Below are 17,626 nucleotides of genomic sequence, written 5' to 3'. Positions count from 1 at the left end.
GTCTTTCTTAGAACAACTAACGCTATTCTTGTACGAAATTATTTAACTTCGCGATCTACAAGCTCAACGTAAGCCATCGGTGCAGCATCACCCGCACGGAAGCCCGCTTTAAGAACACGTAGATAACCGCCGTTACGTTCTTTGTAACGAGGGCCAAGAACGGTAAATAATTTACCAACAGTTGCTGCTGAACGAGTACGAGCAAACGCTAAACGGCGGTTTGCAACAGTATCGTTTTTAGCTAAAGTGATTAAAGGCTCAGCAACACGGCGAAGTTCTTTCGCTTTAGGCAAAGTTGTTTTAATTAACTCATGCTCAACTAAAGCATTTGTTAAGTTTTGGAACAACGCCTTACGGTGACTGCTTGTACGGCCTAATTTCACACCACTATTACGATGACGCATGGTGATAGTCCTACTTAATTAACGGCTACGATAGGCAAAGCGGTCGTCCATGCGTAAACTAGCTGGTGGCCAGTTTTCTAAACGCATGCCAAGCTGCAAGCCTTTCGAAGCTAGAACATCTTTAATCTCAGTCAACGATTTTTTACCTAAGTTAGGAGTTTTTAACAACTCAACTTCAGTACGTTGAACAAGATCGCCAATGTAGTAAATATTTTCTGCTTTCAAACAGTTAGCAGAACGAACAGTAAGCTCTAGATCATCTACTGGACGAAGCAAGATTGGATCAACTTCTTCACGAGGTTCTTGAGCAACTGGTGCTTGATCTTTCTGAAGATCAACAAAGATTGCAATTTGTTGTTGCAAGATTGTTGCCGCTTTACGGATCGCTTCTTCTGGATCTACAGTACCATTTGTTTCAAGATCAATGATCAGTTTATCAAGGTCAGTACGTTGTTCTACACGAGCGTTTTCCACTGTGTAAGACACACGTTTAATAGGGCTATAAGAAGCATCTAATTGTAAACGACCCACTGGGCGAGTTTCGCCTTCTGGGAAGCGTGAATCAGAAGTCTCGTAACCACGACCTTGAGAAACTTTCAGGCGCATCTTAAGATTGCCTGTAGCACTTAATGTGCCGATCAAGTGTTCAGGGTTAACCACTTCAACATTATGAGGTAAACGAAGGTCAGCGGCTGTTACGTCGCCAGGACCTTGTTTTTCTAATGTCAAATAAGCTTCATTTTGATCGAACAGCTTAATAGACAATCCTTTTAGGTTCAGCAAGAGCTCGACGATGTCCTGCTGCAAGCCTTCCAAAGTACTGTACTCGTGCTCGACACCTTCAATTTCAACTTCAACCACAGCAGCGCCAGGTAAAGAAGAAAGTAGGATGCGACGTAAAGCATTACCAAGAGTATGACCAAAGCCACGCTCTAAGGGTTCTAGAATAACTTTTGCCGAGGTCCCGCTTGCCGCTTCGACCTTAATCGCTTGCGGAGTTAGAAACTCATTTGCAGTACGCGTCATTATTGCTACCTCAAGGATTATTTAGAATACAATTCTACAATCAAGCTTTCGTTGATTTCAGCAGGTAAATCAGAACGATCTGGAGCAGCTTTGAACGTACCTTCCAATTTAGAATGGTCGATTTCCATCCAAGAAGGAATGCCACGTTGAGCAGCTAATTCAACTGCGTTTTTAATACGCAATTGTTGTTTAGCGCCTTCGTGAACTGCAATCACGTCACCAGCTTTAACTTGGATAGAAGCGATGTTAACGCGACGACCATTTAAAGTGATAGAACGGTGAGATACAAGCTGACGAGCTTCTGCACGTGTAGAACCAAAACCCATGCGATAAACAACGTTATCTAGACGGCTTTCAAGCAATTTCAACAAGTTTTCACCTGTTGCGCCTTTAACACGAGCAGCTTCTTTGTAGTAGTTACTAAATTGACGTTCTAAAACACCGTACATACGACGTACTTTTTGTTTTTCACGTAATTGTAGTGAATACTCAGATTGTTTGCCACCACGAGCGCCACCATGTTGGCCAGGTGCTTTAGCAGCTTTTTTTGTTTTGACGTCAAATGGTTTAACGCCAGATTTTAATTGCAGGTCTGTCCCTTCGCGGCGAGAGAGTTTGCATTTTGGACCAATATAACGAGCCATGAATGTTTCTCCTTACACGCGACGTTTTTTAGGTGGACGGCAACCGTTGTGCGGGATTGGCGTCACATCGGTAATGCTGTTAATTTTATAACCCACTGCACCTAAAGCACGAACCGCAGATTCACGACCTGGACCAGGACCTTTTACAAGGACATCCAAGTTTTTCAAACCGTAGTCTAAAGCAGCTTTACCAGCAACTTCAGCAGCTACCTGAGCAGCGAACGGAGTTGATTTACGTGATCCACGGAAGCCTTGTCCACCAGAGGTAGCCCAAGCCAGTGCATTACCTTGACGATCGGTAATAGTCACAATGGTGTTATTAAAAGAAGCGTGAATGTGTGCAACACCTTCAGAGACGGTACGAGTGACCTTCTTGCGTGTGCGAGTATCTTTAGCCATCTTTTAGCTTCCAGAAATCTTATTTCTTAATAGGTTTGCGCGGACCTTTACGGGTACGTGCGTTAGTTTTGGTGCGTTGACCGCGGACAGGCAAGCTGCGACGATGACGAAGACCGCGGTAGCAGCCTAAATCCATTAAACGTTTAATGTTCATGGAAATTTCGCGACGTAAGTCACCTTCGGTAGGAACCTTAGCAACTTCTGCACGAATCGCATCAAGCTGAGCGTCATCTAATTCACGGATCTTAGTCGTAGTAGCGATACCAACAGTAGCTAAGATATTCTTAGCAGTGTGGCGGCCAACACCAAAGATATACGTGAGAGAGATAACAGCATGCTTGTTATCCGGAATGTTTACACCGGCAATACGAGCCATTCAATTTTCTCCAAAAAGGCAGTTAAGATAATCAACCGCCCCACAAAAATCTTGAGGGGCGGATAATAACCTAATTAGCCTACTGAAATCAACAGGTCTAGATCAGATTAACCTTGACGCTGCTTATGACGAGGTTCAGCGCTACAAATTACGCGAATAACCCCATTACGACGGATAACTTTACAGCTACCACAAATTTTCTTTACAGAAGCTTGTACTTTCATGATGAAACCTCAAGTGCGCTTATCCCTTAGGATGAGCAGTCGTTTTTCTCATTAATGATTGATTATCGTACTGATGCGATGTGAGATGAGCTTGTAGCTGAGCCATAAAGTCCATCACAACAACCACTACGATCAGTAAAGACGTACCACCTAAGCTGAATGGAATACCAAACGAACTTTGTAGAATCATCGGCATTAAACAGATGACTGTGATATAAATCGCGCCGATAAAGGTCAATCGATTGAGAATATGATCTAAGTAACGAGCAGTTTGCTCACCTGGACGAATACCAGGCACATAAGCTCCGCTGCGTTTTAGGTTCTCTGAAACTTCTTTAGGGCTAAATACTAGCGCAGTATAGAAGTAACAGAAAAAGATAATTAACGCACCAAAGAGCACCAAATACAACGGCTGTCCAGGCGACAAAACGAGTGCCAAATCTTGTAGGCCACGCTTAATAAAACCAGCATCAACATCATGACTACCTACCCACTGACCTAAGCTCGCAGGAAATAATAGCAATGAACTTGCAAAAATTGCAGGAATCACACCAGCCATGTTAATTTTTAACGGCAAATGTGTCTGTTGTGCTGTAAATACACGACGACCTTGTTGTTTTTGAGCATAGTTTACTGGAATACGACGTTGCGCTTTCTCAATAAACACAATTGCTACTAATACTGCAATCGATAATACAGCAAAAACTGCTAAACCAATCATACTTGATTGACCATTATCGATAGACGTAAATGATTGCAAAACTAAGTTTGGCAAACCAGCAACAATACCCGCGAAGATGATCATGGAAATACCATTCCCCACCCCACGCTCGGTAATTTGTTCACCCAGCCACATTAAGAACATTGTACCTGCAACTAAAGAAGTTACAGCTGGAACATAGAATGCAAGACCCGAAGTCAAAGTAATATTTTGACTAATTAGACCTGCACACATACCAATCGCTTGCACAAGTGCAAGGAACAACGTGCCCTGACGTGTATATTGGTTAATCTTACGCTTGCCTTGTTCGCCTTCTTTTTTCAAAGCTTCAAGCGAAGGAACCACTGTTGACATCAACTGCACGATAATCGACGCAGAGATGTACGGCATGATCCCTAGAGCAAGAATTGACATCCGCTCTAATGCACCACCTGAAAACATATTAAACAAACCAAGGATCGTGCCTTGGTTTGCATTAAAAAGGTTTTCAAGCGCAGCATTATTAATGCCCGGTACTGGTATATGCGCTCCTAACCGAAAAACCAACAACGCCCCGATGAGGAACATCATACGACGAATTATTTCACGGTATTTCACATGAAATGGTTGACCTTTCATCATGTTAACATGACCTGACGAGCTAGGAGACATAGACACTGGGGATTACTCCTCGACTTTGCCGCCAGCAGCTTCAACAGCAGCTTTAGCGCCTTTAGTCAATGCAACACCTTGTACAGTGAAAGCACGAGTAATTTCACCAGAAAGTACGATACGTGCACGAAGCATATCTTTACGTACAACGTTAGCAGCTTTTAAAGTTTCAAGAGACACAATGTCGCCTTCTACTTTAGAAAGTTCTGATAAACGTACTTCAGCAGTTTTCAACGCCTGTTGGCTAGTGAAGCCGAATTTAGGTAAACGACGGTAAAGTGCAGTTTGACCACCCTCGAAACCTGGGCGTGTACCACCGCTCTTACGTGAGTTTTGACCTTTGATACCACGACCACCAGTCTTACCAACGCCAGAACCAATACCACGGCCTAGACGAAGGTTATCACGTTTAGCACCTTCTGCAGGTGCAATTGTATTTAAACGCAGAGTCATGGCTTATTCCTCTACACTAACCATATAGTAGACTTGGTTGATCATACCACGGTTAGAAGGTGTGTCTAACACCTCTACAGTATGACCAATACGACGCAGACCTAAACCTTTAAGGCTAAGCTTGTGATTTTTCAAGCGATGCGATGCAGATTTAGTCTGGGTAACTTTAATCGTTTTCATGATTGATTACCCTTGAATTTGTTCAACAGTAAGACCACGTTTCGCAGCAACCTTCTCTGGAGAAGTCATGTCACGCAGACCATTAAAAGTCGCGTTAACCACGTTTGCAGCGTTAGTAGAACCGTAGCATTTAGTCAATACGTTGCGTACGCCAACAGCTTCTAAAACTGCGCGCATAGCACCGCCGGCAATTACACCAGTACCTTCAGAAGCAGGCTGCATGTAAACGCGACTTGCGCCGTGGCGTGCATTGATCGGATGCTGAACAGTACCATCAACAAGGTCAACAGTAATCATGTTACGACGAGCAGCTTCAAGTGCTTTAGAAATAGCAGCTGGAACTTCACGTGCTTTACCACGACCAAAACCTACGCGACCATTACCATCACCCACAACAGTTAATGCTGTGAAAGAGAAGATACGACCACCCTTAACAACTTTGGCTACACGATCAACGGCAACCAGCTTTTCAACAAGACCTTCGTTTTGTTCAACTTTAGCCATGATTAGAACTCCAAGCCGTTTTCACGAGCAGCATCAGCCAAGGCTTTGATACGACCATGATATTTGAAACCAGAACGGTCAAATGCAACTTTAGTAACACCAGCTGCTTTAGCACGTTCTGCGATTAAAGCACCTACTTGTTTCGCTGCTTCAACGTTGCCAGTTGTACCTGCACGTAAAGTAGCATCTAAAGTAGAAGCTTGAGCTAATACTTTGCCACCATCCGCTGAGATAACTTGAGCATAGATGTGACGCGGTGTGCGGTTTACACACAAGCGAGTCGCACCCAATGCACGAATGTGCAAGCGTGTGCTTTTCGCACGACGCAAACGGGATTGTTTCTTTTCGTTCATAAGAACCTCGCGCCTTATTTCTTCTTAGCTTCTTTACGAAGTACAACTTCGTCAGAATAACGAACACCTTTACCTTTATAAGGCTCTGGTGGACGGTAGCCACGGATTTCCGCAGCAACTTGACCTAAAGCTGCTTTATCAGCAGATTTAAGGATAATTTCAGTTGCAGTTGGAGTTTCAGCAGTCACACTTGCAGGAAGTGCATAATCAATTGGGTGTGAAAAACCAAGGTTAAGGTTAACAACGTTACCTTTAACCGCAGCTTTATAACCAACACCAATCAATTGTAACTTGCGTTCGAAGCCTTCGCTAACACCTTTTACAAGGTTATTTAAGACAGCGCGAGCAGTACCAGCTTGCATCCAAGCGTCTTTCGACTCTTTAACTGGAGCAACTTGAAGTTTACCTTCTTCCTGTTTAAGCTCGACCAGCGCATGCAGGTTGAAAGACAAAGTACCCTTAGTGCCTTTCACTTCGACCTGCCGGCCGTTCTGAGTAACTGTTACACCGTTAGGTACAGTTACTGGGGCTTTAGCCACACGAGACATGAGGAATCACCTATTAAGAAACAAAAGCAATAACTTCACCACCGATGCCCGCAGCACGTGCAGCGCGATCAGTCATGATGCCTTTGCTTGTAGAAACAATTGCAATACCTAAACCTTGCTTAACGCTTGGAAGGCTATCTTTACCGCGGTATTGACGTAGACCTGGACGGCTTACGCGTTTCACAGTTTCGATAACTGGTTTGCCTTCGAAATATTTTAACGTAATAGTTAAAGTTGCTTTGCCTTCAGCGTCTGCAACTTCTACGTTAGAGATGTAACCTTCTTGTTGAAGTACGTTTGCAATTGCAACCTTCAACTTAGAATTAGGCATAGAAACAGTTTGTTTCTTAGCCATTTGTGCGTTACGAACACGTGTTAGCATGTCGGCAACGGTATCTTGCATACTCATTTATAGTGCTCCTTACCAGCTTGCCTTAACAACGCCCGGTACATCACCTTGCATTACTGTGTCACGTAATTTGTTACGGCTTAGACCGAACTTACGGAAGTAACCATGAGGACGACCAGTTAAACCACAGCGGTTACGTAGACGTACTGGAGATGCATTACGTGGTAATGCTTGAAATTTCATCATCGCTTCGAAACGTTCTTCGTCTGATGCATTTACGTTTGCAATAATTGCTTTTAATTCAGCACGTTTTGCAGCGTATTTAGCAACAGTAGCTTCGCGTTTCAATTCGCGATTAATCATACCTTTCTTAGCCATATCGACCTCTTATTTGAACGGGAAGCCGAATGCACGCATAAGCGCACGGCCTTCGTCATCGGTGCGAGCAGTCGTAGTGATGGTAATATCCATACCACGAATACGATCAATCTTATCAAAATCGATTTCAGGGAACATGATTTGTTCCTTGAGACCCATTGAGTAGTTACCACGGCCATCAAATGATTTCGCAGAGAAACCACGGAAGTCACGGATACGTGGGATCGCGATAGAGATCAAACGGTCTAAGAATTCGTACATTTGCTCGCCGCGTAAAGTAACTTTACAACCAATCGGCCAACCATCACGGATTTTGAAACCAGCGATAGATTTACGAGCTAAAGTAAGAACTGGTTTTTGACCAGCAATCGCTTGCATATCTGCAAGAGCACCATCAAGGAGTTTTTTGTCAGCAGAAGCTGCGCCAACACCCATGTTGATCGTGATTTTAGTAATGCGAGGAATTTCCATCACATTTTTAACGGCTAATTGCTCTTGTAACTGAGCTTTTAGTTCGTCGTTGTAACGCGTTTTAAGTCTGGCCATAGCCTAAATCAACCTATTACTTCGCTACCGCCACTGATTCACCAGATGACTTGAATACGCGAGTTTTCACGCCTTCAACTACTTGGTAACCAACACGGTCAGCCTTTTGGGTTGCAGCATTAAAAATTGCCACGTTAGAAATATGAAGCGAAGCCTCTTGAGTTACGATGCTACCTTCAGCGCCCGTAGCACGGTTTGGCTTTTGGTGCTTCTTAACTAAGTTAAGGCCTTCAACCTTCACTTGGTCATTCGAAACAGACAATACAGTACCCTGTTTGCCTTTTTCTTTACCTGCGATCACGATTACTTGATCGCCTTTTTGAATCTTAGCCATGATTGCCTCTTATAGAACTTCAGGAGCCAGTGAAATAATTTTCATGAACTGCTCAGTACGAAGTTCACGTGTCACTGGTCCAAAGATACGAGTAGCAATTGGCGCTTTGTTGTTGTTCAAAATAACAGCTGCGTTATCGTCAAAACGAATAACTGAACCGTCTGCACGGCGGATGCCGAACTTTGTACGTACAACAACAGCATTCATCACATCACCTTTTTTAACGCGTGAACGTGGAATTGCTTCTTTTACAGTAACTTTAATAATGTCGCCAACAGATGCATAACGACGATGTGAACCACCAAGTACTTTGATACATTGTACGCGGCGAGCACCACTGTTGTCTGCTACGTCGAGCATACTTTCGGTCTGAATCATTGCCCTACTCCAAAACCGAGCATCACCGGTCACAAATTCGAAAGGCTCAAAGAGTACTCGAATTTGACCGATGATGCAACTAGAACGTTAATTACTCAGCAGCTGCTTCAATAACTTCAACTAAAGTCCAAGACTTAGTTTTAGAAACTGGGCGGCTTTCTTTGATGGTTACAACGTCGCCAGTTTTAGCTGTGTTGTTTTCATCATGAGCATGTAATTTTGTTGAACGGCGGATTGATTTGCCATACAACGGGTGTTGAACACGGCGTTCGATAAGAACAACGATAGACTTGTCCATCTTGTCGCTTACTACTTTGCCTGTTAACGTGCGGACTGTTTGTTCACTCATTGTCCGTTCCCCTGTTTTTCGGTAAGGAGGGTCTTAATACGAGCAATTGTCTTACGAGTAAGCGCAACTTCGTGCGATTTACCCAATTGACCAGTTGCTTTTGCCATACGAAGACGGAATTGGTTAAGCTGTTGCTCATCAAGCAAAGCTGTCAACTCTTCTACCGACTTTTCACGTAGATCATTAGTTTTCATTACATTACCGTCCGAGTCACGATAGTGGTTTTAAACGGAAGTTTAGCTGCAGCAAGCTTGAATGCTTCTGTCGCTAACTCGTCGCTAACACCATCAATTTCGTACAAGACTTTACCTGGTTTGATTTCGCAAACCCAGTATTCCACAGAACCTTTACCTTTACCCATACGAACTTCTAATGGTTTATTAGTAATTGGTTTGTCTGGAAAAACACGGATAAAGATCTTACCACCACGTTTAATACGACGGCTGATTGTACGACGCGCAGCTTCAATTTGACGTGCAGTCATACGACCACGTTCAATTGATTTAAGTGCGATTGTACCGAAAGATACTGAGCTACCGCGATGTGCAAGACCAGTGTTACGGCCTTTTTGCACTTTACGGAATTTCATACGTTTAGGTTGTAACATGGATTATTCTCCTTTTTCAGCAGAACGATCATTGCGACGACCACGACGCTCTTGACCTTCACCACGACCACGACCACGTTTAGCTGGACGCTCTTCTGCAGGAGCTGGGTTCATGACTTGTTTCATGCCACCCAAGATCTCGCCACGGAAGATCCAAACTTTAACACCGATCGTACCGTAAGTAGTCTCAGCACGCATAGTTGAGTAATCGATGTCAGCACGTAAAGTATGTAGAGGTACACGACCTTCACGATACCATTCTGTACGAGCGATCTCAGCACCACCTAGACGGCCTGATACTTCAACTTTGATACCTTTAGCACCAGCACGCATAGAGTTTTGTACCGCACGCTTCATAGCACGACGGAACATCACACGTTTTTCTAATTGAGAAGCAATTGCTTCAGCAACTAAACGAGCGTCTAAGTCTGGGCGATCGATTTCATTGATGCTAACTTGCGCAGGAACACCCATAATGGCTGTTAATTCGCGTTGTAGTTTCTCAATGTCTTCGCCTTTTTTACCGATAACGATACCTGGACGAGCAGTGCTAATAGTAATTTTAGCAGCGCCTGTAGGACGTTCGATAAGAATATTGCTGATCATTGCATTCTTAAGTTTTTTAGTTAAAAACTCACGAACTTGCAAATCTTTAAGCAAGTATTCAGCGTATTGTTTCGGACTCGCATACCAGTTAGCGTTATGACGTTTCACAACACCTAGGCGGATACCGATTGGATGAACCTTCTGACCCATATCAAACCCCTACCTTAACGGTGATGTGACAAGTACGCTTAGTAATACGATCTGCACGGCCTTTAGCACGTGGCAAAATACGTTTAAGGCTCATGCCTTCATCAACGTAGATCGTAGAAACTTTAAGATCGTCTACATCTAAACTGTTATTGTGTTCAGCGTTTGCAATCGCAGACTCTAATGCTTTCTTAACTAAAACTGCAGCTTTTTTATTGCTGAAAGTTAAAATGTTAAGCGCATGTGCAACAGATTTACCGCGCACAAGATCCGCAACCAAACGTGCTTTTTGTGCCGAGATAGCGGCACCGCGTAATTTAGCAGTTACTTCCATCATAGCACCTATTAACGTTTAGACTTCTTGTCAACACCGTGACCACGATAGGTACGAGTTGGCGCGAATTCACCTAGTTTATGACCAACCATGTGTTCAGATACGATTACTGGAACATGATTACGGCCATTGTGTACAGAAATTGTTAGACCAACAAAATCCGGTAAGATCATCGAACGACGCGACCAAGTTTTGATCGGCTTACGGTTATTAGCCGCGATAGCCGCTTCAACCTTAGCGAACAAGTGCGCATCGACGAATGGGCCTTTTTTCAGAGAACGAGGCATTGTCAGATTCCTTTACTTGTTACTTAACGCGACGGTCGCGAATGATCATCTTAGTCGTACGCTTGTTGGTACGTGTTTTGTACCCTTTAGCTTTTTGACCCCATGGGCTTACAGGTTGAATACCTTTGTTACGCCCTTCACCACCACCGTGTGGATGGTCTACTGGGTTCATCGCCATACCACGAACGGTAGGACGAACACCACGCCAGCGCGATGCACCAGCTTTACCCAATGAACGAAGGTTGCTTTCTTGGTTAGAAACTTCACCAAGAACTGCGCGGCACTCAACGTGTACTTTACGCATTTCGCCTGAACGTAGACGAATGATTGCGTAAGAACCGTCACGACCTAACAACTGAGCAGAAGTACCAGCAGAACGTACTAATTGTGCGCCTTTACCGATTTTAAGCTCGATGTTGTGAAGTGTAGAACCGATTGGCATGTTGCGAAGTGGCAAGCAGTTACCTGGACGAATTGGAGCATCGTTACCAGATTGTACTTGATCACCAGCGCGAAGGCCTTTAGGTGCAATAATATAGCGACGTTCACCGTCAGCATATTTCAATAAAGCAATATGAGCTGTACGGTTAGGATCGTATTCAATACGCTCAACTACAGCTGGAATGCTGTCTTTGTTACGTTTGAAGTCAACGATACGATAGTGCTGTTTATGACCACCACCAACGTGACGAGTCGTAATGTGACCGTTATTGTTACGACCACCAGTACGTTTTTTAGCTTCTACCAACGGAGAGTACGGTGCGCCTTTGTGAAGGTGATTATGAACCACTTTCTCTACAAAGCGACGTCCTGGAGACGTTGGCTTACATTTTTGAATCGGCATAATTTTCGTCCTTATTCCGCTGCGTTTTCAGCGGTATCGCCCAAGTCAGCCATTTCAACATCTTGGCCAGCTTTCAGGGTGACGTATGCTTTTTTAACATCAGAACGACGTCCTAATGTTTTACCAAAGCGTTTTGTCTTACCTTTAGTGATCGTTGTGTTAACTTTAACAACTTGAACACCAAACAGTTGCTCAACTGCTTTTTTGATTTCAAGTTTGTTTGCATTTAATGCAACTTTAAAAACTTGAACACCAGCAGTTTCACCTAAAACTTGTGCTTTTTCTGAGAATACAGGTCCTTGTAGGACTTGATATAAACGTTCGTTGTTCATCCGAGTTCTACCTCAATTTTCTTAGCAGCAGCTACAGACATAACAACTTTATCGAACGCGATCAAGCTAACAGGATCGATTGCAGTAGCATCAACAACATCCACGTGTGGAAGGTTGCGCGCAGCAAGGTATAGATTCTCATCTACAGCTTCTGTAACGATCAATGCGCGAGTTGCATTTAAGTCGTTAAGTTTTGCAAGCAATTCTTTAGTTTTTGGAGCAGCAACAGCAAACTCTTCAACCAATACCAAGCGATCTTGACGAACAAGTTCAGCTAGGATGCATTGCATAGCACCGCGATACATTTTACGGTTTACTTTTTGAGACCAGTCTTGTGGACGAGCAGCAAAAGTTTTACCACCGCCAACCCAGATTGGGCTACGAATAGAACCAGCACGAGCGCGGCCAGTACCTTTTTGACGGAATGGTTTTTTACCACCGCCAGAAACGTCTGCACGAGATTTCTGAGCTTTAGAGCCTTGACGACCACCAGCTAAATAAGCTGTAACTACTTGGTGAACAAGAGCTTCGTTAAAGTCACGACCAAAAGCAACTTCAGATAACTCAACAGCAGAGCCGGAAACAGTATTTAAATTCACAATATTTCCCCTCAGGCCTTGATCGTAGGACGAACAGTAACGTCACCACCAGTAGCACCAGGAATCGCGCCTTTAACAACAAGAACTGAACGTTCCGCGTCAATTGCAACGATCTCAAGACCCTGTGTAGTTACGCGTTCAGCACCTAAATGGCCAGCCATTTTTTTGCCTTTGAATACGCGACCAGGAGTCTGGTTTTGACCAGTAGAACCTAAAACACGGTGAGAAACTGAGTTACCGTGAGTAGCATCTTGAGTACGGAAGTTCCAACGCTTAACGCCACCTTGGAAACCTTTACCTTTAGATGTACCAGTTACGTCAACGATTTGACCAACTGTGAACAAGTCAACAGTTAGAGTACCACCAACTTCACGACCTTCAAGATCAGCTTCTGTAGCGCGGAATTCTTGAACTAGACGACCAGCAGCAACACCCGCTTTAGCGAAGTGACCTTTCTGAGCGTTAGTTACGCGAGATTCGCGACGTTCACCAGTAGTGATTTGAATCGCTTGATAACCATCAGTTTCAAGCGTTTTGATTTGAGTGATACGGTTAGGATCAACCTCAATCACTGTTACAGGCACAGAAACACCAGCATCTGTAAAGATACGTGTCATACCGCACTTGCGACCGACTAAACCAATAGCCATGTGCATTAACCTCTAAAAAAGCGGCTTAATTAACTTCTTATAATTCGTTAATTAACCCGAAAGCCTTAACCCAAAGCGATCTGAACATCAACACCAGCTGCAAGATCTAACTTCATCAATGCATCTACAGTTTTGTCTGTAGGTTGAACGATGTCGATCAAACGCTTATAAGTACGGATTTCGTACTGGTCACGTGCATCTTTGTTTACGTGTGGTGATGTTAAAACGTTAAAACGTTCAATGCGTGTAGGCATTGGAATTGGACCGCAAACTTGTGCGCCAGTACGTTTTGCTGTTTCTACGATTTCTTGAGATGATTGATCAATTAAACGGTGATCAAAAGACTTAAGACGGATACGAATTCTCTGGTTAGACATACCAGTTAACTCCAAGCCAAAAATATAAAGAATCACTCTTGACGCATCTCACCCCACTAAATAAAGGCAAGTGTCAAGAGCAGTGAATTATCACTAAGGTCACGATCGATGCCGCGACTGTCACGATGTTAACTACTTTATTCGTAGCCAACCCCCTTCATCGAAGGGTCGCCCATTATAGCTATTGTTTAATGCATAAGCAAATCTAAAATCGCTTTTTTATCATGTTTTTCAATTTATTCATGCTTTATTACATTTGGCATACACTACTTCGCTACTTCTTTGTAATACATACTCTATTGCTTGGTTTAATATTTGATTTCCCTGAATAAATTTATTCTTATTGCTCAATTTTAGCGCCTTTTCCGGTTGAATATATTTACCAGTATATTGGTCATCTATATCATCTGTTTCTAAGAACAAATTTAAGGCATGTGGCGTAATTTCAGGATGAAATTGAAAGCCCAATACATTTTGCCCAATCTGATACATTTGATTACGACACCCATCATTTTCTGCCAAATGGATCGCACCTTTAGGAATTTCAAAACTTTCTGCATGCCATTGCATGACTTGAAACTCTTCGGGTAAATGAAAACAATGCGCTGGAACATGTTTTGTTTTACGTACTGGTAACCAACCGCGCTCTTGATGTGGACTTTTACTGACTGCCGCACCTAAAGCATTGGCAATTAACTGCCCACCCAAACATAAACCTATAACAGGCTTTCCTTGTGCCAAGTAACGCCTTAACCAGCGCTTTTCTATCTTTAACCATGGGAAATTGGCTTCATCATTTACACTCATGGAACCTCCCATAATGATGAGTAAATCAACATCATCAATATGGGGCAATGCTTCAATATCTAAAGCCAAATCTACAGGTAATGCAAAAAACTCTGTTGCCGAAATTTTTGCATTCAGGCTTTTTAAGTATTCATAACAACTTCCGAACCCTTCACCAGCAATATGCTGAAAATAATGGACTTTTAACTGTGGCTTCATTCACTTTCCTATATCTTTTCTCTCTTATAAGAAGTGGTTTTGCAAAAATGAAGCCAACTTTCCTGCTTTGCATTTGGCTTAAACAATTTATACACATTGTGGTGTATTTGGGATGAATCCCTTAAGCTCGAATGCAAGATTCAACTAATTAATGAGCTTCGCTGTGAAAAATAAGCCTCAAACCACTCTCATTCATGCACCAAGACGCGCCCCTCAATATATAGAAACTGTTCAACCTCCCTTATTTCGTGCATCTACAATTATTTTTAACAACACGGATGCCCTATTTAATCGCCATTGGACAGATGCCTACGACTACAGTTATGGCACACATGGAACCCCTACTACTTTCATACTAGGCGATAACATTGCACAAATTGAAGGCGGTATATATAGCTTACTTGCGCCTAGTGGCTTGTCGGCGATTAATTTAGTCAATTCTTGTTTTTTAAGTCAGGGCGATGAAGTCTGGGTGGCCGATAATATCTACGGCCCAAATATGGAGCACTTGCGAAACTTAGAGTCACGCTATGGAATTAGTGTAAAAGTCTACAATGCTTTGGATGTTTCAAGCTTTAATCCAAGCACTAAAGCCAAGCTTATTTGGTTGGAGGCAACTGGTTCAGTCACTTTAGAATTTCCAGACCTCATTGGCTTAGTAAAGAAAGCCAAAGCTCAAAATATATTAACTGCCCTAGATAATACTTGGGGCGCAGGACTTGCTTTTAATGCCTTTGATTTTGGTGATGAACATTTAAGTGTTGATATGACTGTACACGCACTCACTAAATACCCAAGTGGTGGTGCTGATATCTTAATGGGGTCTGTCGTGACCCGTGATCAAAAGTTACATCACAAGCTATTTCGTATGCACGCCATTCAAGGGATTTCTATTTCTGGTGATGATGTGGCACAAGTACAACGTAGCCTAGCATCGATGCAGTTACGTTATGAACATCAAGCGCATAGTGCTTTAACGCTTTTGGATTGGCTGAAGCAACAAACTGAATTTGCACAAGTACTCCATCCTGCTGACCCCGATTCTGCGGGACACGAGTATTGGAAAGATATTTGTAAACAAGGCCATAGTGCTGGATTAGTCAGTGTTATTTTTAAACCCGAATATGACATGCAGGCAATCCGTCGTTTTTGCGATGCATTACAGCTGTTTAAGTTAGGCTTTAGCTGGGGTGGCCCAGTCAGTTTAGTCATGCTTTATAATTTAAAAGAGATGCGTACGTTAGAACATACACATTTACAACAAGGTTTGCTGGTCCGTTTCTGTATAGGACTAGAACATCCTCAAGATTTAATTCAAGATATAGAAAATGCTTTAAAACAAATGAACCAACAATTACATGAATAATTAGATTAAGGCTGAACTATGGGCACACCAATTGTTATTGCAAAAAAAACCTCAGATACACAACAAGAGATCATCTTGCTCTCGGAATTTGCCAACCGTCACGGCTTAATTGCTGGTGCAACAGGTACTGGTAAAACAGTGACTTTAAAGGTAATGGCTGAAAGTTTTTCACACTTAGGCGTGCCCGTATTTTTGGCCGATGCCAAAGGCGATGTTTCCAGTCTTGCAAAGGCTGGCACCGCCAATCCCAAATTTGATGCACGCTTGCAAACTTTAAACATTGAGCAGATCGAATTCAGTGCTTCCCCCGTGGTATTTTGGGATCTGTTTGCCGTGCAAGGCCATGCTATTCGCGCAACTATTTCTGAAATTGGGCCACTGCTGTTAGCTCAAATGCTGAATTTGAATGATACGCAAGAAGGCGTGCTTTCTGCCGTATTTCGAATTGCAGATGATCAGGGTTTGTTGCTGATTGATTTTAAAGATCTCAAAGCCCTACTCAATTATGTGAGTGAACATGCAACAGAATTTAAAGCTGAATATGGCAATCTTTCTCCTGCAAGCCTAGGCGCTATACAACGCAACTTGCTGGCACTAGCCGACCAAGGTGCAGATCAGTTCTTCGGCGAGCCTGCCCTCAATATCATGGATTTTATTCAAACCGACGCACAAGGCCGAGGTAATATCAACCTGCTGGCCGCTGACAAACTGATGAATACCCCTAAGCTATATGCAACCTTTTTACTTTGGATGCTGTCAGAACTGTTTGAACAACTCCCCGAAGTTGGTGATATGGATAAGCCTAAATTGGTCTTCTTCTTCGATGAAGCACATTTATTATTTGATAATGCCAGCCCCGCATTACAACAGAAGATTGAGCAAGTCGTGCGCCTGATTCGATCTAAAGGTGTCGGCATTTATTTTGTGACACAAAACCCTCTCGATTTGCCCGAAAGTGTATTGGGACAGCTCGGTAACCGAGTACAGCATGCGCTACGTGCATTTACCCCCAAAGATCAAAAAGCAGTTAAAACTGCAGCCGATACCTTCCGCCCTAACCCTGAATTTAAAGTAGATCAGGCCATTACTGAGCTTGCCGTCGGTGAAGCACTGATTAGCTGTCTGGACGAACAAGGAACACCACAAATAGTTGAGCGTGGCTGGATTATGCCACCACATTCTGCCTTTGATCCGATCAGCACTGATGAACGTAAAGCACTGATGGCTCAAAGCATTGTTGCGGGGATTTATGAACAGAGCGTTGACCGTGAAAGTGCTTTTGAAATGTTGCAACAGAAAGTCAATGAACGCCAACAACAAGCCGTACAAGCAGAGCAAGATAAATTACAAGCCAAGGAACAAGAGGCTTTAGAAAAGCAACAAGCCAAGGAACAAGCTACACTGGAAAAACAACAAGCGCGCGAACAAGAACGCCTCGCCAAAGAACAGCAAAAAGAAGCTGAGCGTGCAAGCAAACAACGCGAAAAACTCATTCAAGATACATTCGGCACCTTTGCAAAAAGTGCAGCGCGTAGTCTTGGCGGCACTACTGGACAAAAAATTGTCCGTGGTTTACTGGGTTCCCTCTTCGGTAAAAAGTAATCTAAAGCACCAATCAAAAATGATTAAATTATGGGATATTTTTATATCCCATA

The 17,626-nt window shown here is 43.2% G+C and carries 30 protein-coding genes and 1 pseudogene; 2 read left to right on the top strand and 29 right to left on the bottom strand.

Translation table 11 applies throughout. The features are described 5' to 3' along the window. Positions 1-38 precede the first annotated feature (38 nt). The 29 genes and pseudogenes from rplQ to D9K81_RS13370 all read right to left on the bottom strand — a co-directional run bounded on the left by rplQ (position 39) and on the right by D9K81_RS13370 (position 14,605). Positions 39-404 carry a 50S ribosomal protein L17 gene (rplQ, locus tag D9K81_RS13510; RefSeq protein ID WP_004641032.1) on the bottom strand — a complete coding sequence of 122 codons (366 nt, stop codon included), beginning with the start codon at positions 402-404 and terminating at the stop codon, positions 39-41. Positions 405-422: 18 nt separating this feature from the next. Next, positions 423-1,430: a DNA-directed RNA polymerase subunit alpha gene (locus D9K81_RS13505; protein WP_106984046.1), complete on the bottom strand. Its 1,008-nt coding sequence runs from the start codon at positions 1,428-1,430 to the stop codon at positions 423-425. Positions 1,431-1,447: 17 nt separating this feature from the next. Next, positions 1,448-2,074, bottom strand: a complete 627-nt coding sequence (rpsD, locus tag D9K81_RS13500; protein ID WP_004691294.1) for a 30S ribosomal protein S4 — start codon at positions 2,072-2,074, stop codon at positions 1,448-1,450. Between the two features lie 12 nt (positions 2,075-2,086). Beyond that, positions 2,087-2,473 carry a 30S ribosomal protein S11 gene (gene rpsK / locus D9K81_RS13495; RefSeq protein WP_001040166.1) on the bottom strand — a complete coding sequence of 129 codons (387 nt, stop codon included), beginning with the start codon at positions 2,471-2,473 and terminating at the stop codon, positions 2,087-2,089. A 19-nt stretch (positions 2,474-2,492) separates the two neighbouring features. Beyond that, positions 2,493-2,849 carry a 30S ribosomal protein S13 gene (gene rpsM, locus D9K81_RS13490; RefSeq protein ID WP_106984045.1) on the bottom strand — a complete coding sequence of 119 codons (357 nt, stop codon included), beginning with the start codon at positions 2,847-2,849 and terminating at the stop codon, positions 2,493-2,495. A 107-nt stretch (positions 2,850-2,956) separates the two neighbouring features. Continuing rightward, entirely contained in the window at positions 2,957-3,073 is a 117-nt protein-coding gene (gene rpmJ / locus D9K81_RS13485; RefSeq protein ID WP_000867907.1) for a 50S ribosomal protein L36, read from the bottom strand. A gap of 19 nt (positions 3,074-3,092) precedes the next feature. Continuing rightward, a complete protein-coding gene (gene secY, locus D9K81_RS13480) occupies positions 3,093-4,412 on the bottom strand; it encodes a preprotein translocase subunit SecY (protein WP_171406935.1) in 1,320 nt (439 codons plus the stop codon). A gap of 45 nt (positions 4,413-4,457) precedes the next feature. Continuing rightward, positions 4,458-4,898: a 50S ribosomal protein L15 gene (rplO, locus tag D9K81_RS13475; protein ID WP_120373535.1), complete on the bottom strand. Its 441-nt coding sequence runs from the start codon at positions 4,896-4,898 to the stop codon at positions 4,458-4,460. 3 nt (positions 4,899-4,901) lie between these two features. Further along, positions 4,902-5,078, bottom strand: a complete 177-nt coding sequence (gene rpmD, locus D9K81_RS13470; RefSeq protein ID WP_004809788.1) for a 50S ribosomal protein L30 — start codon at positions 5,076-5,078, stop codon at positions 4,902-4,904. Positions 5,079-5,084: 6 nt separating this feature from the next. Continuing rightward, entirely contained in the window at positions 5,085-5,582 is a 498-nt protein-coding gene (gene rpsE, locus D9K81_RS13465; RefSeq protein WP_004786901.1) for a 30S ribosomal protein S5, read from the bottom strand. Positions 5,583-5,584: 2 nt separating this feature from the next. Continuing rightward, positions 5,585-5,935, bottom strand: coding sequence for a 50S ribosomal protein L18 (gene rplR, locus D9K81_RS13460; RefSeq protein WP_106984042.1), 351 nt, complete (start codon positions 5,933-5,935; stop codon positions 5,585-5,587). 14 nt (positions 5,936-5,949) lie between these two features. Then, the gene (rplF, locus tag D9K81_RS13455) at positions 5,950-6,483 is read right to left on the bottom strand and encodes a 50S ribosomal protein L6 (RefSeq protein WP_120373536.1); all 534 of its coding nucleotides are present in this window, start codon (positions 6,481-6,483) and stop codon (positions 5,950-5,952) included. 13 nt (positions 6,484-6,496) lie between these two features. Next, complete coding sequence (rpsH, locus tag D9K81_RS13450; RefSeq protein WP_120373537.1) at positions 6,497-6,892, bottom strand: 30S ribosomal protein S8; 396 nt, start codon at positions 6,890-6,892, stop codon at positions 6,497-6,499. Positions 6,893-6,904: 12 nt separating this feature from the next. Then, positions 6,905-7,210, bottom strand: coding sequence for a 30S ribosomal protein S14 (gene rpsN / locus D9K81_RS13445; protein WP_120373538.1), 306 nt, complete (start codon positions 7,208-7,210; stop codon positions 6,905-6,907). 9 nt (positions 7,211-7,219) lie between these two features. Then, positions 7,220-7,756 carry a 50S ribosomal protein L5 gene (rplE, locus tag D9K81_RS13440; RefSeq protein ID WP_120373539.1) on the bottom strand — a complete coding sequence of 179 codons (537 nt, stop codon included), beginning with the start codon at positions 7,754-7,756 and terminating at the stop codon, positions 7,220-7,222. 16 nt (positions 7,757-7,772) lie between these two features. Further along, on the bottom strand, positions 7,773-8,090 hold the full coding sequence (gene rplX, locus D9K81_RS13435) for a 50S ribosomal protein L24 (RefSeq protein WP_120373540.1): 318 nt from the start codon (positions 8,088-8,090) through the stop codon (positions 7,773-7,775). A 9-nt stretch (positions 8,091-8,099) separates the two neighbouring features. Next, positions 8,100-8,468, bottom strand: coding sequence for a 50S ribosomal protein L14 (rplN, locus tag D9K81_RS13430; protein ID WP_106984037.1), 369 nt, complete (start codon positions 8,466-8,468; stop codon positions 8,100-8,102). A 91-nt stretch (positions 8,469-8,559) separates the two neighbouring features. Then, positions 8,560-8,817: a 30S ribosomal protein S17 gene (gene rpsQ / locus D9K81_RS13425; protein WP_120373541.1), complete on the bottom strand. Its 258-nt coding sequence runs from the start codon at positions 8,815-8,817 to the stop codon at positions 8,560-8,562. Continuing rightward, on the bottom strand, positions 8,814-9,011 hold the full coding sequence (gene rpmC, locus D9K81_RS13420; protein ID WP_005012982.1) for a 50S ribosomal protein L29: 198 nt from the start codon (positions 9,009-9,011) through the stop codon (positions 8,814-8,816). Before rpmC ends, rpsQ begins: the two co-directional genes overlap by 4 nt. Further along, positions 9,011-9,424: a 50S ribosomal protein L16 gene (gene rplP / locus D9K81_RS13415; RefSeq protein ID WP_106984035.1), complete on the bottom strand. Its 414-nt coding sequence runs from the start codon at positions 9,422-9,424 to the stop codon at positions 9,011-9,013. The genes rpmC and rplP overlap by 1 nt, the downstream gene beginning before the upstream one ends. Next, positions 9,403-10,180, bottom strand: a pseudogene (rpsC, locus tag D9K81_RS13410) (30S ribosomal protein S3). The gene rplP and the pseudogene rpsC overlap by 22 nt, the downstream one beginning before the upstream one ends. 1 nt (position 10,181) lies before the next feature. Then, positions 10,182-10,511, bottom strand: a complete 330-nt coding sequence (rplV, locus tag D9K81_RS13405) for a 50S ribosomal protein L22 (RefSeq protein ID WP_106984033.1) — start codon at positions 10,509-10,511, stop codon at positions 10,182-10,184. 11 nt (positions 10,512-10,522) lie between these two features. Continuing rightward, positions 10,523-10,798 carry a 30S ribosomal protein S19 gene (gene rpsS / locus D9K81_RS13400; protein WP_004281508.1) on the bottom strand — a complete coding sequence of 92 codons (276 nt, stop codon included), beginning with the start codon at positions 10,796-10,798 and terminating at the stop codon, positions 10,523-10,525. 19 nt (positions 10,799-10,817) lie between these two features. Next, positions 10,818-11,642, bottom strand: a complete 825-nt coding sequence (gene rplB, locus D9K81_RS13395) for a 50S ribosomal protein L2 (protein ID WP_120373542.1) — start codon at positions 11,640-11,642, stop codon at positions 10,818-10,820. Positions 11,643-11,653: 11 nt separating this feature from the next. After that, positions 11,654-11,974, bottom strand: coding sequence for a 50S ribosomal protein L23 (rplW, locus tag D9K81_RS13390; RefSeq protein WP_106984032.1), 321 nt, complete (start codon positions 11,972-11,974; stop codon positions 11,654-11,656). Continuing rightward, a complete protein-coding gene (gene rplD, locus D9K81_RS13385; protein ID WP_120373543.1) occupies positions 11,971-12,573 on the bottom strand; it encodes a 50S ribosomal protein L4 in 603 nt (200 codons plus the stop codon). Before rplD ends, rplW begins: the two co-directional genes overlap by 4 nt. 11 nt (positions 12,574-12,584) lie before the next feature. Then, complete coding sequence (gene rplC / locus D9K81_RS13380; RefSeq protein ID WP_106984030.1) at positions 12,585-13,223, bottom strand: 50S ribosomal protein L3; 639 nt, start codon at positions 13,221-13,223, stop codon at positions 12,585-12,587. A 65-nt stretch (positions 13,224-13,288) separates the two neighbouring features. Continuing rightward, the gene (gene rpsJ, locus D9K81_RS13375) at positions 13,289-13,600 is read right to left on the bottom strand and encodes a 30S ribosomal protein S10 (protein WP_004725677.1); all 312 of its coding nucleotides are present in this window, start codon (positions 13,598-13,600) and stop codon (positions 13,289-13,291) included. 240 nt (positions 13,601-13,840) lie between these two features. Next, entirely contained in the window at positions 13,841-14,605 is a 765-nt protein-coding gene (locus D9K81_RS13370; RefSeq protein ID WP_120373544.1) for a type 1 glutamine amidotransferase, read from the bottom strand. Between the two features lie 163 nt (positions 14,606-14,768). On the opposite strand from D9K81_RS13370, the gene D9K81_RS13365 reads away from it, so the two are divergent. Beyond that, positions 14,769-15,971: a PLP-dependent transferase gene (locus D9K81_RS13365; RefSeq protein WP_120373761.1), complete on the top strand. Its 1,203-nt coding sequence runs from the start codon at positions 14,769-14,771 to the stop codon at positions 15,969-15,971. Between the two features lie 18 nt (positions 15,972-15,989). Continuing rightward, entirely contained in the window at positions 15,990-17,573 is a 1,584-nt protein-coding gene (locus D9K81_RS13360) for a helicase HerA-like domain-containing protein (protein WP_120373545.1), read from the top strand. Positions 17,574-17,626 lie beyond the last annotated feature (53 nt).

Source organism: Acinetobacter chengduensis, assembly GCF_003664645.1.
Classification (GTDB): Bacteria; Pseudomonadota; Gammaproteobacteria; order Pseudomonadales; family Moraxellaceae; genus Acinetobacter; species Acinetobacter chengduensis.
Note: the sequence above shows the minus strand (reverse complement) of the source record. Positions and strands in the feature narration are given on the sequence as shown.